Below are 20,261 nucleotides of genomic sequence, written 5' to 3' on the forward strand. Positions count from 1 at the left end.
GTGTATAAACGTTAGAAAACGCAAAAAGTGCTAACCTTTTTTTAGAACAAAAAGGATTGGCACTTTTTCTATTTTACGGCTTTCAAAGGCTTAAAATACGCTAGGGATATTGGTCTATAAATAGGATGGTTAAAGTAATCAATACAAATTTAAACAGTTTTATCCCAAAAGCAATAGGGTATTTTACCAATACCCCAGATAAAGTAAGTAACTAGGAGGTCGTAAAAGATGATTAATGGCAAAAGTTTATCTCGTTCAGGAAAGAGTTCATATAGAAGAGAAACAGCGGTTGGAAAAACAGGAATGGTAGCCAGTGCTCATCCAATTGCAACAGACGCCGGAGAACAAGTGCTAAAAGCCGGAGGCAATGCAATTGATGCAGCAATTGCCGTTCAGTTTGGACTCAACGTTGGAGAGCCGATGATGACGGGTATTGGAGGCAGCGGCTTTTTTATGGTATACCACAATGAAAGCAAAACAACTAAAATTTTTGACGGGCATTCTCAGGCTCCTAAAGCAGCCTATCCTGAAATGTTTCTTGATGAAAATAAAGAAGTTATTCCGTTTAGAAAGCGTTCTACTCATGCAACGGCAATTGGAATTCCAGGGATTTTAAAGGCGATGGAAGCAGCTCGTAAAGAGTATGGAACAAAACCCCTTGCTGAATTGATTGAACCTGCTGCCAAAGCAGCAGAAGCAGGTGTGGAAACAAACTGGGTTCTTGGAGATATTTTAAAAACATATGCCTATCGACTAGGAGAACATGCTAAGCAGCTATATTCTCCAAACGGCAAGCCTATGCAAGAAGGAGATATGATTAATAAAAAAGATCTGGCTAAAACCTTCCGCATTCTTCAAGAAAAAGGTATTGAGGCTTTTTATGAAGGTGAAATTGCAGAAGCCATTATTTCAACGATCAAAGAGCACGGCGGTTTTATGGAACTGTCGGATTTGAAAGAATACCAGATTAAGATCGATGAGCCCGTGTGGGGAGATTATAAAGGATACCGGATTGCTTCTTCCAACATGCCTAGTGCAGGAGGAACTACCGTGCTGCAAATCTTAAAGCTATTAGAGGACTTTGATGTGTCTCAGTACGATGTGAAATCTTGGGAAAAGTATTATTTGTTTGCAGAAGCTATGCGTATTGCATTTTCAGATAAAATTGCATTCTCTGGAGATCCAGCCTACAGTGATATTCCATTAAAAGGGCTTTTAAATGATGAATATATAAAGGAACGTCAAAAATTGATTAATTGGAAGCATAAAAATGAAAAAGTTGATTTTGGCAACCCGTGGGATTACGAGAAAGGCCAAAAATTGAACGTTGTACGTCAGCCTTATGAACCTGAACGTGAGCTTAGTGAAACAACTCACTTCACGGTAGTTGACCGCTGGGGTAATATTGTCGCTTGTACATCAACTGTGGAACATCCTTTTGGTACAGGAATTATGGTTAAAGACCATGGGTTTTTACTCAATAACGAGCTTACTGATTTTGATGCTATTCCTGGAGGGTTAAATCAAGCGGATGCAGGAAAGCGTCCGGTTAGCTGTAAAAGCCCAACCATCGTTTTTAAAGACAGCGAACCGGTACTCACTTTAGGGTCTCCAGGCGGACCAACGATTGTAGGCTCTGTGTTTCAAACGCTTATGAATGTCTTAGACTATGGAATGGATATAAAAGAAGCGATTGAAGAACCAAGAATTTTTAATAGTACAGGATCACTTATCGGTTGGGAAGCCGGAGTGGATATGAATGCCAAAGGAGAGCTAGAAGCCATGGGATTTAATTTTGGAGATGAGCCATTTCCAATCGGAAATGTTCAAGGTATTCAAATTGATAAAGAAACCGGCCGTTTATTTGGAGCAGCTGATTCCAGCCGTGAAGGAAAAGCAACTGGCTTAGACTCTTAATATTCAAAAAATGCATTATACGCTCTCCCTTTTTACAAAAGGGAGAGCGTATAATGCATTAAAAAAGATAAAAATGAGTAGGTAAAAAGAAGGAATATTTTTTTCTGAAAACATACTTTAGACCTTTATTATTATCATTCTAATCTTTAGAAAGGAAAAAGAATAGAACGTTTTCATGTCCGACTAATAAAAAAAAGTACTGATTTTTCAAGAGATTGATGAAAACAGAATGGTCGGAAAGTATAGAAAACGGAATAGCGCTTTCAATGCTGGAAAGATAAAGTGTTTAATCATGTAGAAAGTATAAAACGCAACGGCTGGAAATCGTGGTTTGAAATATAAAAAAAGCCTTACACTTTTGTTGGAAAAACGGTTACATAAAAAAGGCCCTTACACGTAAACTTTGGTCCTAGTTACAGCTCAAGGAAAAAGATAAAAATGAGAAATAGCTACATTTGGCATGTTTGACTTTCGTCATTTATCCAAGTAATCTTTTGGTTGAACGGAACCGGTTCTGTTTTCGGATTTTTGATAGCTAATTGAATTAATAAATTTATATTCTTTACTAACACAAAAGGAGAAAACATATGAAAATGAAACGAGTTGCTAAGCATACAACTGCTGCTACATTGGCTGCAGCCCTACTAGTAGGCGGGGGATATCAAACATTTGCTAAAGGAAACGACAGCAAAGACTTTAATAATAGCTACGGAATTTCGCATATTACTCGCGATAATATGGTGAAAATTCCACAGCAGCAAAACAGTGATCAGTTTAAAGTTCCTGCTTTTGATGAATCAACTATTAAAAACATTGCTTCTGCTAAAGGAAAAAATGCATCAGGAAATACAATTGACTTAGATGTATGGGACAGCTGGCCATTACAAAATGCTGATGGAACAGTAGCGACTTATCATGGATATCAAATTGTTTTTGCCCTAGCAGGTGATCCAAAAGATTCGAATGACACGTCTGTTTATCTTTTCTATAAAAAAGCTGGAGACAAATCAATTGATAGCTGGAAAAACGCTGGAAGAGTGTTTAAAGACAGCGATAAATTCGTTCCAAATGACCCGCATCTTAAAAATCAAACACAAGAATGGTCTGGTTCTGCCACGTTAACAAAAGATGGTAAAGTTCGTTTGTTCTACACGGATTATTCAGGTAAACAATACGGAAAACAAACGTTAACGACAGCTCAAGTGAACATGTCTCAGCCAAACGATAATACGTTAAAAGTTGATGGAGTAGAAGATTACAAGTCAATCTTTGACGGTGACGGAAAGATTTATCAAACGGTTCAGCAGTTTATTGATGAAGGCGGTTATGACACAGGGGATAACCATACGCTAAGAGATCCTCATTACATAGAAGACAACGGACATAAGTACCTTGTTTTCGAAGCTAACACAGGAACAGAAGATGGCTATCAAGGCGAAGACTCTCTATATAACAGAGCATACTACGGAGGGAACAATCCTTTCTTCCAATCTGAAAAGAAAAAGCTTCTTGAAGGATCTAATAAAGAAAAAGCTTCTTTAGCAAACGGGGCTTTGGGCATTATTGAGTTAAATGATGACTATACGCTCAAAAAAGTAATGAAGCCGCTTATTACATCAAACACAGTTACAGACGAAATTGAACGTGCAAACATTTTCAAAAAAGATGGAAAATGGTACTTGTTCACCGATTCTCGCGGATCTAAAATGACGATTGATGGAATCGGACAAGATGATGTGTATATGCTAGGCTATGTTTCAAATACGTTAACAGGAAAATATAAGCCTTTAAATGATACAGGATTAGTTCTTCATATGGATTTAGATCCTAATGATAAAACATTCACGTATTCTCACTTTGCTGTACCTCAAACAAAAGGCGATAATGTCGTTATTACAAGCTACATGACAAATAGAGGCTTTTATGAAGACAACCACTCTACATTTGCACCAAGCTTCTTAGTGAACATTGACGGTTCAAAAACATCTGTTGTAAAAGATCGTGTTCTTGAGCAAGGTCAGTTAACAGTAGATGAAGACTGAGCGCTTTGCAATAGCAATAAAAGGAAATGGTGATTGTAATCACCATTTTCTTTTGTTTTATTCGATGTAGACAAAAAAGAGAAAGGTTGGGGTTTGTTTGAAGAAAAAAGGTGCTTATAAATGGATAACGCTTGCCGTTCTTTTAGTTATAATAGCCGGACTTATTATAACAGCCGTATCCAAAAAAGAGGATACAAAAGACCAAGGAAAAGAAAAAGAGAATAAAAGTGAATCCACTTATCGCCCGGTGTATCACTTTAGTACGCCTGATAAATGGAAAAATGATCCTCAAAAGCCCATTTATTTTGACGGGAAATATCATTACTATTACTTATACAATCATGATTATCCTAAAGGGAACGGGACGGAATGGCGACATGCAACGTCTAAAGATTTGGTTCATTGGAAAGATGAAGGAGTAGCTATTCCAAAGTATACAAATAAAAATGGCGATATATGGTCCGGATCCGTTGTAGAGGATAAAGATAACACAGCAGGCTTTGGTAAAGACGCAATTGTAGCCATTATGACCCAGCCTTCTGCCGATGGACAAAAGCAAGAACAGTATCTATGGTATAGTACCGATAGAGGAAAAACCTTTAAATCATATAGCAAAAATCCTATCATGCCTAATCCAGGCACCAAAGATTTTAGAGATCCCAAAGTCATATGGGATAATGAACATGACAAGTGGGTTCTCGTCATGTCAGAAGGTGAAAAAATCGGATTTTATGAATCTTCTAATCTAAAGGATTGGACGTATACGGGAGGATTTGTAACTAAAGACATTGGCATTACCGAATGTCCAGATCTTTTTCAAATGAAGGCAGATGACGGGACAGTTAAGTGGGTTCTCGGGACAAGTGCAAATGGAAAAGAAAGCGGAAAGCCAAACACCTATGCTTATTGGACAGGAAATTACGATGGAACAACATTCACTCCCGATATGGACGAGCCGCAATGGCTCGATCATGGTTTCGATTGGTACGGAGCAGTAACGTTTGAAGACGGTAAAAATAAAGGTTCCTTAGAAAAACGCTACGCTTTTGCATGGATGAACAACTGGGATTATCCAGATAAGACGCCAACGATGAAAGAAGGGTTTAACGGCTTCGATTCAGTAACCCGGGAAATTAAGCTTTCAAAACAAGAAGACGATCAGTACAGCCTGTTATCAAAGCCTGTCGAAGAATTAAATCAGCTAACTGATTCAACAAACTCTGTTGAACAAGTAGAAGTAAACGGAGAGAAAAAGTTAAAGGTAAAAGGTGAAGCTTATCAGCTTGATACAGATATTTCATGGTCAGATGCAGAAAATGTAGGCTTACGACTTCGAGAGTCCGCAGATCAAAAGCGGCACATTGATGTGGGCATTTTTGCAAAAGATAACGTCTCATATGTGAACAGAAGCTATAGCAATCAGCCTGATCAAAGCAAAAAGTATGTGGAAAGCCGTGATTACTTTGATGCAGGCAAGAAAAATGTTCATTTGAAGATATTGGTAGATAAATCAAGCATTGAAGTCTTTGTTGATGATGGAAAAACCGTGCATTCTAGCGAGGTGTTTCCGCGTCACAACGACCAAGGAATTACGCTTTTCTCTCAAGGAGGAACGTCTCTCTTTAAAAATATAGAAATCAAACATCTTCGCCCTCTTCAGTAATTTCCCTAATTTTAAAAAGAAGGAGCAGAATATCGCCTTATTGTGGTTTAGGACTAGATAGAAAGGGTACATGTCTACTAACAGCAAATGAAAGGGTGTTTATTCAAATGGAAGAGAAAATGAGACAACTAATAGAGGGACTTAATACCGATTTAGCGGGTGAATATTCGGCGGTTATTCAGTACACTTACTATGCGTCTACAGTAACCGGCCTAGAATATCAAATTTTAAAACCTTTCTTTGAAGGAGAAATTCCTGATGAGCAAGGACATGCTCTTTATTTATCAGAAAAAATCAAAAACCTTGGCGGTGAGCCAACAACAAAGCCAGCTGAGGTGAAGCACGTCTCAAACGTAACGGAAATGCTTAAAGAAGCGAGCAAGGCTGAAAAAGAAACTATCCAGCGCTACGAAGAGCGTAAAAAACAAGCGGAAGAGTTAGGGTTAACAGAGCTTGTTGTAAAGCTTGAAGATATGATTGCAGATGAAACAAATCATATGGAAGAAATGGAACGTTTATTAAAAGATCCCCGCTTAAGTTGATCATACAAAATATATAAAAGCATCCCATACCAGGTGTTACGGGGTGCTTTTTTGCAATTTAAAAAGGAAATAAAACATCATGTACGCATGTTTCTATCAATGAGAGGAAAGTCATATTTTTGAAATTATCTATCGCTTTGGAAAAATTTATAGTAAAATAATTATTTGGCTGCATATGGCAGCAACTATATGCGGGGCATCACATACATATAAAGGCTAAAAGGGTATCCGTATATTGAAACCGCTTTTATCTTCTATAAGAAAAACCATGGTATGCCCGCAGTTGCAAGGAGAGAGAAAGATGAGGAAACGAATCATGACAGCGCTGCTGCTTGTCACTGTTTTAGCTGCAATGGAAGGAACCATTGTCAGTACGGCTGTTCCAAGAATTACAAGTGATTTGTCGGGCATTGAGCTAGTTAGCTGGGTATATGCCATTTATATGCTGACAACTGCTGTATCTACACCTATATACGGAAAGTTAGCGGATCTATTCGGCCGCAAAAAAGTTATGCTTGTTGGAATCATTATTTTCTTAATCGGATCGATACTTTGCGGACTTAGCTTTTCGATGCAGCAATTAATTGTCTATAGAGCGATCCAAGGGCTGGGCGCCGGGGTCGTTATGCCGCTTACAATGATTATTATTGGCGACTTGTATGAAGAAGCAAAAGAAAGAGCCAAAGCGCAAGGGTGGATTAGCGCAGTTTGGGGAGTTGCGGGAGTTCTCGGGCCTCTTCTTGGAGGATTCTTAGTGGATACGCTGTCTTGGCGCTATATTTTCTTTTTAAATATACCGTTTGGACTAATGGCTTTTTTTGTTCTTTTAGTAAACTATAAAGAAGAAGTGGTAAAAGAAAAACGCTATATCGATTATATTGGAGCGGTGACGTTTTCAGTGGGAACAATTGCGTTTTTATACGCGCTTTTAACCGGAAGTCAGCATCAAAACTGGGGAGATCCGACCATTATAGGGTTATTTGTTCTAGCTGTTCTAACATTCATTGGCTTTATTTATATAGAAAAGAAATCTCCCGAACCTCTTATCCCGCTTGAACTGTTTTCCATTCGAAGTGTATCTGTTATAAACTTATTAACACTTCTTGTGGGATCAGTAGTTATTAGTATTACGGTCTACCTTCCAATTTGGAGTCAAGGAGTGCTGGGGAAAAGTGCAACCGCTGCTGGTTTTGTATTAATGCCTATGCCAGTATGCTGGACGATTGGTTCACTGCTTTCAGGGAATTTAGTAGGGCGTCTTAAAACGCACTCCATCCTTACGCTGGGCACGGCAATTGTAAGTACGGCTTGTTTTATGCTGTTTTTAGTTTCCACTCACTCACCCGTATTTTTAATTTATGTAGCCGTTGGGGTCCTTGGGTTAGGAATGGGTATTATTACGCCTATTTTTATGCTAGTTATTCAATCATCGGTCCCGGCTAGCAAAAGAGGAGTAGCGGTGGCTCTTAATACGTTTACAAATACATTTAGTCAAACGCTAGGTTCTGCGGTGTTTGGTACAATCTTTAATTTAGTGACACTTTCACAAGCAAAGAAATTAGGGCAAGAGAATTTAAATGCTTCGTTTGAGACAGGCGGAGTACCAGCAGAAGAACTGTCAAAGCTGCATGAAATTCTTGCATCAGGTGTGCACATTATTTACAGTGGAACGTTTTTAGCTGCATTACTAAGCTTTGCTGTTTCATGCTTATTAGTAAAAAACGAACATAAAAAAATAAAGACTATATCTATGCAAAAGTAACGAAAGAGGCTGTTGCAAAACCAGTTTAGTTGAAGGATAATCCGAACGAGTTTGATTATGAATCAAACTCGTTCGGATTTTTTATAGGTATGGTGAATGTAGCTTTCACATATTTAGCTATTGAGTGGATTGATTTCGTTATATATCAGTCTCTTCCTTAGAAGAATTATCAAAGAAAGAAAATAAAAAAGATATTGTCTGATAACGTTCCCGTAAACTCATTCATAATAAGAAGGATTCTTATCAATGCAGAAAATTTTTTATTTTTTGTTTTTTTAGTATGGACATTTACCTAGTTGTTTATTATTATGAATTCTATAAGCATTGAATTTTAAGCGCTTTCAAAAGAAACATTTGTCTTTCTCAGGAATACACTTGATTTTTAACTCATATACTGTAAGTGCTTAGATTAATCTTTTAATGGGGAAAAGAGAAATTTATAAGACGTGTTGAACAACAATGAGGGGGTATGGAAGATGACAAGCAGACGTTTAAAAGAATTCTTGAATAATAATTTAGAAGATTTAAAAGATAAAGGATTATACAATGTCATTAATCCGGTAGAGGGGCCAAACGGACCTGTGATTCAAATTGAGGGAAAGCAATTAATTAATTTATCATCCAACAATTATTTGGGTCTTGCTACAGACGAGAGGCTTATTAACGCGTGCAACGAAGCCACTGAAAAATACGGAGTGGGGGCTGGAGCTGTCCGAACGATTAATGGAACTCTAAATATTCATATTAAGCTGGAGGAAAAGCTAGCCGAGTTTAAGCATACAGAAGCAGCTATAGCTTATCAGTCTGGCTTTAACTGTAATATGGCAGCCATCTCCGCGGTTATGGATAAACATGATGCGATTTTATCAGATGAGCTGAATCACGCTTCAATTATTGACGGATGCCGGCTATCAAAAGCAAAAATTATTCCTTTTAAGCATTCAGATATGGAAGATCTTCGTGCAAAAGCGGGCGAAGCACAAAAATCCGGTTTATATAATAAAATAATGGTAATTACCGATGGTGTATTCTCAATGGATGGAGACATTGCTAAGCTTCCGGAAATTGTAGAAATCGCAGAGGAATTTGACTTAATCACATACGTAGATGATGCTCACGGGTCGGGCGTATTAGGGAACGGCATGGGCACAGTCAAACATTTTGGCTTATCTGAAAAAGTAGACTTCCAGATTGGAACATTATCAAAAGCGATTGGAGCTGTAGGTGGGTACGTAGCCGGAAAAAAAGACTTAATCGACTGGTTAAAAGTAAGAAGCCGTCCGTTTTTGTTTTCGACTGCTATTACACCAGGCACGGCTGCTGCCTGTATAAAAGCAATTGAAATCCTAAGCACAAGTACAGAGCTGCAGCAGCAAATGTGGGAAAACAGTCGGTATTTAAAGCAAGGACTAAAAGAACTAGGCTTTAACATTGGAGAAAGTGAAACACCTATCACTCCGTGCATCATAGGAGATGAAAACCAAACGCAGATTTTTAGTGAGAGATTAATAGAAGAAGGGGTATACGCTAAATCAATTGTTTTCCCAACCGTTCCAAGAGGGACAGGACGCGTTCGCAATATGCCGACGGCTGTTCATACGAAAGAAATGTTAGATGAAGCACTTCGTATCTACAAACAAGTAGGCAAGGAAATGAAATTAATCTAAACGTTTAATCTAGGCAGTACACGAGGAGGATATTGACATGAAAAAAGTATTAATAACGGGTTCTTTAGGGCAAATCGGTTCTGAGTTAACGACGAAAATGAGAGAGATATATGGTTCAGAAAATATTATTGCCACCGATATTCGCAAAACGACGAGCGATGTCGTGACTTCAGGTCCATTCGAGATTTTAGATGTAACGGATCAGACTGCGTTATTTACGATCGCTAAAAAGCATAAAGTTGATACGATTATTCACTTGGCTGCGCTGTTATCAGCGACAGCCGAGCAAAAACCGCTTCTAGCTTGGAATCTAAATATGGGCGGATTAGTAAACGCGCTCGAAGTAGCACGCGAGCTGCAGTGTCAATTTTTCACTCCAAGTTCAATTGGTGCATTTGGTCCAACGACTCCAAAAGACTGGACGCCGCAGGATACAATTCAACGTCCTACCACGATGTATGGTGTTAATAAAGTAGCGGGTGAATTACTTTGCGATTACTACCACCATAAATTCGGAGTAGATACACGAGGGCTGCGTTTTCCAGGCTTAATTTCATACGTAACGCCTCCAGGTGGAGGAACAACGGACTACGCTGTTGAAATTTATTATGAAGCCGTTAAGCATAAGCGATATACGTCCTATATTGACAAAGGAACATATATGGATATGATGTATATGCCTGATGCATTAAATGCTGTTATCCAACTAATGGAAGCAGATGGTTCTAAGCTTAAGCACCGAAATTCATTTAACGTTTCTGCCATGAGTTTTGATCCAGAACAAATGGCGACTGAAATCAGAAAAACGATTCCGGAATTTGTTCTGAATTACCAAGTAGATCCTGTTCGACAAGCAATTGCTGAAAGCTGGCCTAACCATATAGATTCCAGCTGTGCGATAGAAGAGTGGGGATTTAAAACAGAATATAACCTAGAAAAAATGACGAGAGAGATGCTGGGAAAGTTAAAAGTTGAATCACAGCTTGTCTTAACGTAAGTAGAGAAAAATGATTTCTTCTTTGAAAATAAAGTAAGCGCTTACTAAAAGGTGGGTTCCTTGTTTATGCAAGTTCTACTTCGTAACAGTGTTGGACAATACACATAGATCTCCTAATCCTTTAAGTGAGCGCTCGTTCGTTGAATAATCAGCACCTTTTTAGGTACCGTCTGTTAAAATAATAAGGGGATAGAAGGGAGGGAATGACAGTTGAGCAATAAATTTCAACAAGTTAATGATTTTTCAATGGGAAGATTAACATCTTTACTCGTTCTTTTACATAATACGGAACTAGCTGAAGGTATTGAAAAGGAAATTAATGAGAGAGGATACAGCTACACAGTAGGAAAAGTCGGAGCGATGGAGCTGTCTAAAGTCGTGGCGGCAATTGAAACGAGCGCCAAGACAAACAAAATTATTAATGCCCAGTCGTACCGGGAAGTTCACGCTCTTTATCATGCTATACTTGAAGCCATTCAAGGAGTTAGTCGAGGAACGCTGCAGCTGGGTGATATTTTACGGACGGTAGGACTCACATTTTCAATCGTGCGCGGAAAAATTGAGTTTTCAGGATCAAGCGACGAATGGATTAGCGTTTGTGTGTATGGAACGATAGGTGCGCCTAAAAAAGGCTTTGAACATGATACATTAGGCTTTGGTTTTAACCATATTTGAAAAAATAATGAACGAAATAGTGTGTATGTAAAAAGTGAAAGATGTACATAGCTGCTTTAAAGAAGATATTTTTCTTATTGAAAGGTTCTGTGCGGCGTGTTAACATAATAATTAATATAATAACTGCCTTTAAGACGGTCCAGAGAGGCCGAAAAGGACGGATCACTCATTTACTGCTTCTATGCCTATCTGTGCCCTTTTGCCCTCTGCGACAAAAGGGCTTTTATGTGTTACTTACCTCTTTTAAACGAAGTCCAGAGAGGCTTCAAAAGAGAATGGAGATATGTTATTTATCCATTCCTTCAAAAAAGAAAGAGCGTTGATACGGAAAGAATACACTGGAGGGTGGGACAACATGAATTATCGTAACAAGACAGTTGTAGCATCAGTAGCAGGTTTGACGTTAGAAGGGATGGACATTATGTTTATCTCGTTTGCTATGTCAATGATTATTGCTGAATTTCACATTGATTTAGCAACAGGTGGACTTATTTCTTCTATTACGAATATAGGAATGCTGATAGGTGGAGTCATCTTCGGAATTTTAGCAGATAAATTTGGAAGAGTGCGGGTTTTTACCTACACGGTTCTTCTATTTGCAGTCGGAACGGCATTAACAGGTTTTGCAGCAAATGTTGAACAAGTGTATGCTTCGCGATTTATTGCCGGAATTGGGGCTGGAGGAGAGTACGGGATCGGTATGGCTCTTGTAGCAGAAGCGTGGCCGAAACATAAGCAAGGACGAGCTTCATCCTATGTTAGTATTGGCGCACAATTTGGAGTGATCCTTGCGGCGCTTTTAAGTTCTCTGATCCTGCCGATTTTCGGATGGAGAGCGCTGTTTTTTGTGGGAATCATCCCCGTCATTTTTGCTTTTATCGTACGAAAAAATTTAAACGAATCTCCTGAGTGGCTACAAGCTCAAAAAGAGAAAACAGCGGTTGTTAAAAATAATGGTAAGCTTCGTCAATTATTCGCTACGCCTAGGACGGCGATGACGACTATTTCGCTGGCAGTGATGGCTACAGTCCAAATTGCAGGCTATAACGGACTTATGATATGGCTTCCATCTATGCTTCAGCAATCACAAGGCCTCTCTGTTTCAAGTTCAGCTCTTTGGACAATCAGTACAGCCGTTGGAATGATTATAGGCATGCTAACATTTGGTCAATTTATGGACCGTTTTGGATCGAAACGTACTTTTGGAATCTTTCTTCTTGCTTCAGCTTGTGCGGTATTTTTATACTCGTATGCCGAAGGAGGTGCAGGGCTGCTTATAGGAGGAGCTGTGGTCGGATTTTTCTCAAACGGAATGTTCGCGGGATACGGAGCATTGATCAGCAGCCACTATTCAGTAGAAGTGCGCAGCACTGCAACGAACACCATTTTTAACTTTGGGCGAGCGCTCGGAGGGTTATCCCCCATTCTTGTCGGCTATCTTTTGCAAAGCTATGATATGACAGTAGCGATGACGTACTTAGCGGGGCTGTACTGTATTTCGTTTATTTTTATGGTAAGTCTTAAAAGAACGGGAGAAAAGAAAGTGAAACAAATGAACGCTCAATCTGCTCTTTAAAATAAAAGATAGATTCTATGCTTTTCTGGAAAAAACCGCGCTTATTCAAAAGGGCGGTTTTTTTGAGTGTATAAAAAATAAATTCAGATATACGGTTGTTTTTTCGCAGATGCTTTATTAACAAAGACACATTATCTATAAAAATATTTATGGATAAGTAGATATTTTCTAATTTGTATTATAGTAATTCCTCTCTTACAATAGGGTGTGTAAGGCAGAAACAGAAAATACTATCTTTATTTACAGGAGGACGTTACTATGTCTAAACATATATTAATGGTCGTAACAACGGCTGACAAAATGAAAGAAAATCATCCAACAGGCCTTTGGCTTTCAGAATTTGGTGAAGCGTACGTAGAGTTCGAAAAAGCTGGATTTACGATTACTGTAGCAAGTCCTGTAGGAGGAAAAGCGCCGGTGGATGCTCGCAGCCTTGAAGGGGAGACTTCTCAAGAAATCTTAAATACAGCTAAGCATCTAGAGAATACTCAAAAACTTGATACCATTACAGACAGTGCTAAATTCGATGCTGTTTTCTTACCAGGCGGTCACGGCACAATGTTTGATCTGCCAGATAATCAAACGCTCCACGCTTTAATTCGTGAACTATACGAAGGAGACAAAGTAGTAGCCGCTGTATGCCACGGACCCGCAGGCTTAGTAGGTGTTACATTATCAGATGAAAAGCCGTTGGTCGAAGGAAAAGATGTCGCTGCGTTTACAGATGATGAAGAACGTGAAACAACATTGGACCGCTTCATGCCGTTTCTTTTGGAAACACGTCTGCGTGAACTTGGGGCAAATGTAGTAACTGCTCCAAACTGGGCAGATAATGTACAAGCAGATGGCAACCTAATAACAGGTCAAAATCCTCAGTCAACAATCAGTGTAGCTAAAGCAGTCGTGAAACACTTATTGAAATAAGATGTAAAAAAGCCTGTAGGCTTATAGCCTACAGGCTTTTTTATGAACAGTATCAAGAAAGACCGATGTGGATAACATGTATGTTGTGCCGTCTTGAACTAGAGAAATCAATCATCATACAAAAAATATGATGGTCAGTGTAATAAATTCAAAAAGAGGGAAGCTTTTTATGGAGAATATTTTTAAAGAAATGAGGAAAAACGATGTCAGAAATTATTATTAACGCCATTTTGCAAGCCAAGCCAGGAAAAGAAGAAGAGCTTCGATCAGAGTTAGTAAAAGTTATTAAACCATCAAGAGAAGAAAAAGGATGTATTCAATACACTCTCCACCAGGATACAGACAAAGCAGGCACATTTGTTTTTTATGAGAAATGGAAAAGCCAAGAAGATGTTGAAGCTCACATTGAAACACCTCACTATCAACAATACAGACAGCAAACAGAACCGTTAATTGAAAGCAGAGCGGTACATCGTTTACAAGAAGTACGTTAATACAAAAAGAAGGGGAACAAAAGTGTTTTAGTTGAAGGAAGATCCGAACGAGGAACCGAGATTCTTGATGGAGAATCAAACTCGTTCGGATTTTTTTGTGGTTATGGTGAACGTAGGTTTCATTTAGTGAGATCACGCAGAAGCGTAAGCGATGAGGAAAAATAATGTCAGCTGCGAAACGCCGATTGGAAAAGAGGTAAGGCAGTGAAGGAAACAAAAAATAATAGAAGCGGTGTTTGAGAAGCAGACAGGCGGGTAGATAAAAACTAGATGACATAGTTCAACAATTAACAAACTAAAAGGAGAGATCAAATCAATGCGTACAAATTTAAAACACTTTATTAACGGCGAATGGATTGAATCAACAGGAAACGAAACGTCAGATGTGATCAATCCTGCTACTGAAAAATCAATTGGTAAAATTAGCTTAGGTACAAAAGAAGATCTAGATAAAGCCGTGGCAGCAGCTAAAGCAGCTCTTCCCACATTTTCAAGAACAACAAAAGAAGAGCGAATTAAAATGCTTCGCAATATTGCAAAAGGATATGAAAAGCGTAAACAGGAGCTTATTGAAGTTATGACTGAAGAGCTTGGCGCTCCTTTAAAGATTTCAGAAGAAGTTCACTATGAAATGGGACTTAGCCACTTTAAAGAAGCAGCTAATGCACTTGAAGATTACACATTTGAAAAAGATCATGGAAGCTACAAGGTCGTGAAAGAGTCTATTGGAGTAAGCGGACTTATTACACCATGGAACTTCCCAACAAATCAGACCTCTACTAAAATTGCAGGAGCTATCGCAGCAGGAAGTCCAATGGTATTAAAACCATCAGAACTTACACCGTATGCAGCGATGATATTAGCAGAGATCATTGATGAAGCTGGTGTACCAAAAGGTGCCTTTAACCTTGTAAACGGAACAGGAAGCACAATCGGTGACGGTATTAGTTCTCACCCGGACATTGATTTTGTATCATTTACAGGATCAGGTGCTGTAGGCGAGAAAATTATGCAAAACGCGGCTAAAACAATCAAAAAAGTAGCGCTTGAGCTAGGCGGGAAATCGCCGCTAGTTGTATTAGAGGATGCAGATGTAGAAGAAGCGGCTAAAATAGCAGTTTCACACATTGCAATGAATACAGGGCAAGTATGTACGGCAGCAACGCGCATTATCATTCCTGCCTCTATGAAAGAAAAATTTGAAGAAGCAGTGAAGAAGGTTCTACCATCATTCCCAGTTGGTGACCCATTAAATAAAGACAACGTAACTGGACCGCTCGTAGCAGAAAAACAGTGGGATCGCGTACAGGATTATATTAAAAAAGGAATGGACGAAGGTGCAACACTTCTTACTGGCGGAACGGGTAAACCAGACGGCTTAGAGACAGGATACTTTGTTAAACCGACAGTCTTTACCGACGTTTCAAATGATATGGTTATTGCACAAGAAGAAATCTTTGGACCTGTAACAACTATTATTACGTATGAGGATTTAGAGCAAGCTCTTGAAATTGCGAATGATACAATTTATGGACTTGCAGGCTATGCGGTCGGAAAAGACCAAGAAACACTTGACTATGTTGCTAAAAATATTAGAGCTGGTCAAATTATCGTCAACGATGCCGAGCAAGACAGAGCTGCACCATTCGGTGGATTTAAGCAATCTGGTATTGGACGCGAGTGGGGAGCATTTGGTATTGAAGAATATCTAGAGCCAAAAGCAATCATGGGCGTTAAAGTTCCGGCAAAAGTATAATTGGTGTAAAAAAAGAAAGGAGTTTTTCTCCTTTCTTTTTTTATGGATACCTAAAATAGAGCCAGTTAAAAAAGAATAACCAAAGCAAAGGTGGATAGCATAAACGTGTATCACATATATGAAGTGACACGTTAAAGGAGGGAATTATAAATTGAATAGAGAGATGCACGGAAGTTCATCAACGGAAAGTTTCATTCCCATGAGCTCTATAGCCAGTGGAAAAGGAGTCGAAGTGGCACCGGATATCTACAGCTACACTACGCAGATTGTTAACATATGTTTTATAGGAAATCCAGACAAAGAAAATAGTTTTGTACTTGTGGATGCGGGAATGCCTAATTCGGCTTCTATGATTATCAAAGAGGCAGAAGAAAGGTTTGGAAAAGAAAAAACACCAAAAGCAATTATTCTGACACATGCACATTTTGATCATATTGGATCTATTATTGAACTAGTGGAGAAGTGGAACATACCGGTATATGCACATCCACTTGAACTTCCATATGTGACGGGTGAAAAAAATTATCCTACACCAGATGGCACAGTGGAAGGCGGACTCGTGGCAAAGCTTTCTCCGCTATTTCCAACGGAAGCCATTGATTTAGGCTCTCATGTGCAAGCTTTACCAGCCGACGGCTCTGTACCTCATATGCCGGAATGGGAATGGATTCACACCCCGGGCCATTCTCCAGGACATATTTCTCTTTTTAGAAAGCAGGATCTTGCACTTATCGCAGGAGATGCTTTTGTTACCACTAAGCAAGAATATTTACTGGATGTACTAGAGCAAGAATTGGAGATTAGCGGTCCTCCTCGTTATTTAACTACGGACTGGGCATCTGCCAAAAGATCAGTTGAAGTGCTTCAGTCACTTCATCCGTCTGTGGCGGTGACCGGACATGGAAAACCGGTTTCCGGAGAATGGCTTTCAACTAATTTATTGAAGCTTGTTAAAAACTTTGATAAAATTGCCCGTCCGGATTACGGAAAGTATGTATAAGAATAAAGAAATAACTCTAATCTTTACCCAGGTCTTAAAAGTTGCAGATGAAGATCAAAAGCTCTACGAACTCACTGAGTTCGTAGAGCTTTTTTAGTTTTTTCTTATAAAAGTAAGAAAGAGCTATTTTTAACTTTCATTAAAAATTTTGCTGAATAGCCTGCTGGGCTTCGCGTAAATGTCTTAAATGCTCTTCTATTCGTCTTAATTCTTTATCGTCAGACGTTGCTTCTTTTTGTTCATTAATTTGCTGCTGAACGATGTTCAAATGCATTTGAGCATTTTGAAAATTAGCTCCATTCAAATTCATCTGTCCTTGATAAACAGCTTGTTCAGCTAATTGTAGTGCTTCTTTAATATGAGTGTATGAATTCATGCCTCTCATCCTTCTGTATAGTATTTACAGTTAACATGCGCTGGTTTTTCGCAGGTATACAAACGGATTTAGAAAAAAATAAAAATTACGTAGTACAAGCTAAGCAGGCTGCATACATTTATCATAGTTCAATTTATAAAACCTCAGAAGCAGGGAGGGATGCATGTGGGAGCTTTTTTCAGCTATATGTTATTAGGGCTATCGTTAGCCGCACCAATCGGTCCTATCAACGCCGCTCAGCTTGATAAAGGAATCAAAAATGGCTTTTTACATGCTTGGTTCTTAGGGATAGGAGCAACATCGGTTGACGCTCTTTATATGCTTGTAGTTTATTTTGGGTCCGTTCATTTTTTAAGCAGCGATTTTATGAAAACGTTTCTTTTTTCGTTTGGATGCTTCGTATTAATTTATACCGGTATTGAAGGGTTAATGAGCGCAGGGAAAATTACACAGCATCGGAACGCAAAAGGAGATTCGGTCGTAAAGTGTTTTTTTTCAGGTTTTTTAATTTCATTAACAAACCCGCTTACTATTCTTTTTTGGCTCGGTATTTATGGCTCTGTTTTAGCCAAAACAGCTAATACATACGAAACAGAACAGCTTATTTTATACAGCTGTGCTATTTTTACAGGGATTTTATGCTGGGATATTGCTATGGCAGCTTTAGCAAGCACTTTTCGCAGGTATTTAGCAGCGACGTTTTTGACTGCAGTTTCCGTTATATCCGGCCTTTCTCTAATAGGATTTGGTATATATTTCGGCTGGCAAGCCGTACAGCAATTCATTATTTAAAAGGAGAGAAAGCAGAATTGAATTTAAAGCGTTTTCTATCTGCTGAAAAATAGTAGAAAGCTGCCTCTTTTTGCGCATAAATTTTTCAAACTATCACACACTACATCGAGGTGTAAGGAGTGATAGTATGAAAAAGAAAATAGGCTGCGGAAGTCAGGTTGAAGGGAAATTAAAATGGTGGCAGCTGTCTTTAATCGGAGTAGGGTGCATCATCGGTACAGGCTATTTTTTAGGATCAAGTATTGCAATAAAAGCCACGGGTCCCTCTGTATTAATTGCTTTTTTACTAGCAGCAGTATGTACATTTATTGTATTTGACGCTCTTGCTAAAATGAGTGCTCAAGATCCTCAAAAAGGTTCGTTTCGCTCTTATGCTAAAAAGGCTTATGGAAGATGGGCAGGCTTTAGCAGCGGATGGGTATACTGGAGTTCAGAGATGTTGATCATGGGGAGTCAGCTCACTGCTTTATCTCTTTTTACACGTTTTTGGTTTGATGGTATTCCACTGTGGGTCTTTGCCTCTATTTACGCTGTTTTAGGCATTGCTGTTGTATTAATAGGAACAAAAGGCTTTGAACGAATGGAAAATGTATTTGCTGTCACAAAAGTGGCTGCCATTTTAATGTTTATTGTATTAGCTAGTCTCGCTTTATTTGGATTTTTAGACGAAGGTGCCAAACAAGGGATGCCGCGAACGATAAGTGAAGTATTTCCCCACGGGTTTTTAGGTTTATGGGGCGCTTTGCTTTATGCCTTTTATGCTTTCGGCGGAATCGAAGTCATGGGGATCATGACGGTTCGTTTGGAAAAAAAAGAAGACGCACCGAAAGCAGGTAGAAGTATGCTTATTCTCCTTGGAATTATTTATATCGCTTCACTGAGTTTAGCTATTTTAATTGTGCCATTTCATGATTTTCATGGAAATCAAAGTCCATTTATAACGGCTTTAGAAACATACCATCTTCCATTTTTTCCTCATGTTTTTAATGGAGCAATGATTATCGCTGGATTTTCAACAATGTCGGCTTCTTTCTTTTCTGTAACAACGATGATTGTCACTCTTTCAGAAGATGGAGATGCTCCTGCATTGTTTTCAAAGCAAAAAAAGAAAAAGCTGCAATTTCCTATACCGGCTTTACTTTTAACAACAGCGGGATTAGTTGTTTCTATTGTTCTTTCCTTGCTATTGCCCGGGAAAATTTATGAGTATATTACAACAGCAGCTGGACTGATGCTGATTTATAACTGGTTCTTTATTTTAATTTCTTTTCATCGCTTAATCAAACAAACAGTTTGGGATAAAGTAAAACAAGCTGTTGGCCTCTTATTAATACTGCTAGCGGTAAGCGGTACGCTGTTAGAATCTGCAAGCAGGCCAGGTTTCTTTGCAAGCTTAGGCTTTTTAATTGTTATAAGTCTTGTTATTTTGAAATTGCGCCATAAGTGGAAAGAAGAAGAAGCCGCTAGCTAACATATATTTAATCTTTATGAGGGACACTATGCACGTTGTACAATTACAAAAATAAAAGGTGGTTATGATCATGCCAAAAAACAAGCAGACTCCTTCTTCACAAGTAGATCAAAAACAAGTAGTAGATGACAAAGCAAAAGCGCTACGAGAAAATAATTATGAAGATGGTCATATTCGCAAGATAACTCAAAGCGGGGCAGACGGCCAATAACAAAAAAAGACGCGTTCGCGTCTTTTTTTGTTGAAGTGTATCCTTACCAACGATGAGCTTTTGCATTACTTCGCAGGATGATGTTCGTTTGAGACATCTCTGTATGTCCATTTACTTGGGACTTTGAACGCTTCGGTCTCGTCCAGTTGTGGCGGAATAGTTCTGAATGCTGATCTACATGATTTTTATCATTCATCATAATCACCTCAAGGATAGGATACTTTCACAAGATATTTGCGGTGAAATATCTCTCTTATAGAATGGGGTAAAAAAGAAGAAATACACCTAACACTTTTAACCATACATATAAAAGCAGTGCCTATTCATAAACTACAGAAGGCCACTTCTAACTTTAGGTTAAGCTTCGGATTTATAAAGCAAAAACTGCCTTAGTGG

General features: G+C 38.8%; 18 protein-coding genes. 16 read left to right on the forward strand and 2 right to left on the reverse strand.

Translation table 11 applies throughout. From position 1 onward, the window contains the following. The first annotated feature begins 228 nt into the window (after positions 1-228). The 13 genes from ggt to AC1DEF_RS22385 all read left to right on the forward strand — a co-directional run bounded on the left by ggt (position 229) and on the right by AC1DEF_RS22385 (position 17,015). Positions 229-1,917 (forward strand): gamma-glutamyltransferase, encoded by a 1,689-nt coding sequence (gene ggt, locus AC1DEF_RS22325; protein ID WP_477727547.1) that lies wholly within the window; start codon positions 229-231, stop codon positions 1,915-1,917. Between the two features lie 587 nt (positions 1,918-2,504). Then, complete coding sequence (locus tag AC1DEF_RS22330; protein ID WP_097823867.1) at positions 2,505-3,959, forward strand: glycoside hydrolase family 68 protein; 1,455 nt, start codon at positions 2,505-2,507, stop codon at positions 3,957-3,959. A gap of 97 nt (positions 3,960-4,056) precedes the next feature. Beyond that, a complete protein-coding gene (locus tag AC1DEF_RS22335; protein WP_427076681.1) occupies positions 4,057-5,622 on the forward strand; it encodes a glycoside hydrolase family 32 protein in 1,566 nt (521 codons plus the stop codon). Positions 5,623-5,729: 107 nt separating this feature from the next. Further along, positions 5,730-6,164 (forward strand): ferritin-like domain-containing protein, encoded by a 435-nt coding sequence (locus AC1DEF_RS22340; protein ID WP_013056263.1) that lies wholly within the window; start codon positions 5,730-5,732, stop codon positions 6,162-6,164. 301 nt (positions 6,165-6,465) lie between these two features. Next, on the forward strand, positions 6,466-7,926 hold the full coding sequence (locus tag AC1DEF_RS22345) for an MDR family MFS transporter (RefSeq protein WP_043979162.1): 1,461 nt from the start codon (positions 6,466-6,468) through the stop codon (positions 7,924-7,926). 476 nt (positions 7,927-8,402) lie between these two features. Further along, positions 8,403-9,593, forward strand: coding sequence for a glycine C-acetyltransferase (locus AC1DEF_RS22350; protein WP_477727548.1), 1,191 nt, complete (start codon positions 8,403-8,405; stop codon positions 9,591-9,593). A gap of 37 nt (positions 9,594-9,630) precedes the next feature. Then, positions 9,631-10,590 carry an L-threonine 3-dehydrogenase gene (locus tag AC1DEF_RS22355; RefSeq protein ID WP_016763582.1) on the forward strand — a complete coding sequence of 320 codons (960 nt, stop codon included), beginning with the start codon at positions 9,631-9,633 and terminating at the stop codon, positions 10,588-10,590. Positions 10,591-10,800: 210 nt separating this feature from the next. Beyond that, on the forward strand, positions 10,801-11,265 hold the full coding sequence (gene hutP, locus AC1DEF_RS22360; protein WP_013056267.1) for a hut operon transcriptional regulator HutP: 465 nt from the start codon (positions 10,801-10,803) through the stop codon (positions 11,263-11,265). A 355-nt stretch (positions 11,266-11,620) separates the two neighbouring features. Further along, positions 11,621-12,841 carry an MFS transporter gene (locus tag AC1DEF_RS22365; protein ID WP_028408110.1) on the forward strand — a complete coding sequence of 407 codons (1,221 nt, stop codon included), beginning with the start codon at positions 11,621-11,623 and terminating at the stop codon, positions 12,839-12,841. A gap of 258 nt (positions 12,842-13,099) precedes the next feature. Beyond that, positions 13,100-13,765: a type 1 glutamine amidotransferase domain-containing protein gene (locus AC1DEF_RS22370; RefSeq protein WP_097823864.1), complete on the forward strand. Its 666-nt coding sequence runs from the start codon at positions 13,100-13,102 to the stop codon at positions 13,763-13,765. A 203-nt stretch (positions 13,766-13,968) separates the two neighbouring features. After that, the gene (locus AC1DEF_RS22375; RefSeq protein WP_028408112.1) at positions 13,969-14,259 is read left to right on the forward strand and encodes a putative quinol monooxygenase; all 291 of its coding nucleotides are present in this window, start codon (positions 13,969-13,971) and stop codon (positions 14,257-14,259) included. Positions 14,260-14,575: 316 nt separating this feature from the next. After that, positions 14,576-16,015: an aldehyde dehydrogenase family protein gene (locus tag AC1DEF_RS22380; RefSeq protein WP_097823863.1), complete on the forward strand. Its 1,440-nt coding sequence runs from the start codon at positions 14,576-14,578 to the stop codon at positions 16,013-16,015. 151 nt (positions 16,016-16,166) lie between these two features. Continuing rightward, a complete protein-coding gene (locus tag AC1DEF_RS22385; protein WP_427076685.1) occupies positions 16,167-17,015 on the forward strand; it encodes an MBL fold metallo-hydrolase in 849 nt (282 codons plus the stop codon). Between the two features lie 139 nt (positions 17,016-17,154). Here AC1DEF_RS22385 and AC1DEF_RS22390 read toward each other — a convergent pair whose 3' ends face one another. Then, positions 17,155-17,391 carry a hypothetical protein gene (locus tag AC1DEF_RS22390; RefSeq protein WP_230184297.1) on the reverse strand — a complete coding sequence of 79 codons (237 nt, stop codon included), beginning with the start codon at positions 17,389-17,391 and terminating at the stop codon, positions 17,155-17,157. Between the two features lie 165 nt (positions 17,392-17,556). Between AC1DEF_RS22390 and AC1DEF_RS22395 the strand changes: the two genes are divergently transcribed. The 3 genes from AC1DEF_RS22395 to AC1DEF_RS22405 all read left to right on the forward strand — a co-directional run bounded on the left by AC1DEF_RS22395 (position 17,557) and on the right by AC1DEF_RS22405 (position 19,865). After that, positions 17,557-18,183 carry a LysE family transporter gene (locus AC1DEF_RS22395; RefSeq protein WP_080781608.1) on the forward strand — a complete coding sequence of 209 codons (627 nt, stop codon included), beginning with the start codon at positions 17,557-17,559 and terminating at the stop codon, positions 18,181-18,183. A 127-nt stretch (positions 18,184-18,310) separates the two neighbouring features. After that, positions 18,311-19,654, forward strand: a complete 1,344-nt coding sequence (locus AC1DEF_RS22400) for an amino acid permease (protein ID WP_097823860.1) — start codon at positions 18,311-18,313, stop codon at positions 19,652-19,654. A gap of 70 nt (positions 19,655-19,724) precedes the next feature. Next, entirely contained in the window at positions 19,725-19,865 is a 141-nt protein-coding gene (locus AC1DEF_RS22405; protein ID WP_013082476.1) for a hypothetical protein, read from the forward strand. A gap of 43 nt (positions 19,866-19,908) precedes the next feature. On the opposite strand, the gene AC1DEF_RS22410 is transcribed toward AC1DEF_RS22405, so the two are convergent. Further along, entirely contained in the window at positions 19,909-20,061 is a 153-nt protein-coding gene (locus tag AC1DEF_RS22410; RefSeq protein ID WP_014460817.1) for a YpzG family protein, read from the reverse strand. Positions 20,062-20,261 lie beyond the last annotated feature (200 nt).

It is taken from the genome of Priestia sp. 10L35 (assembly GCF_056395685.1).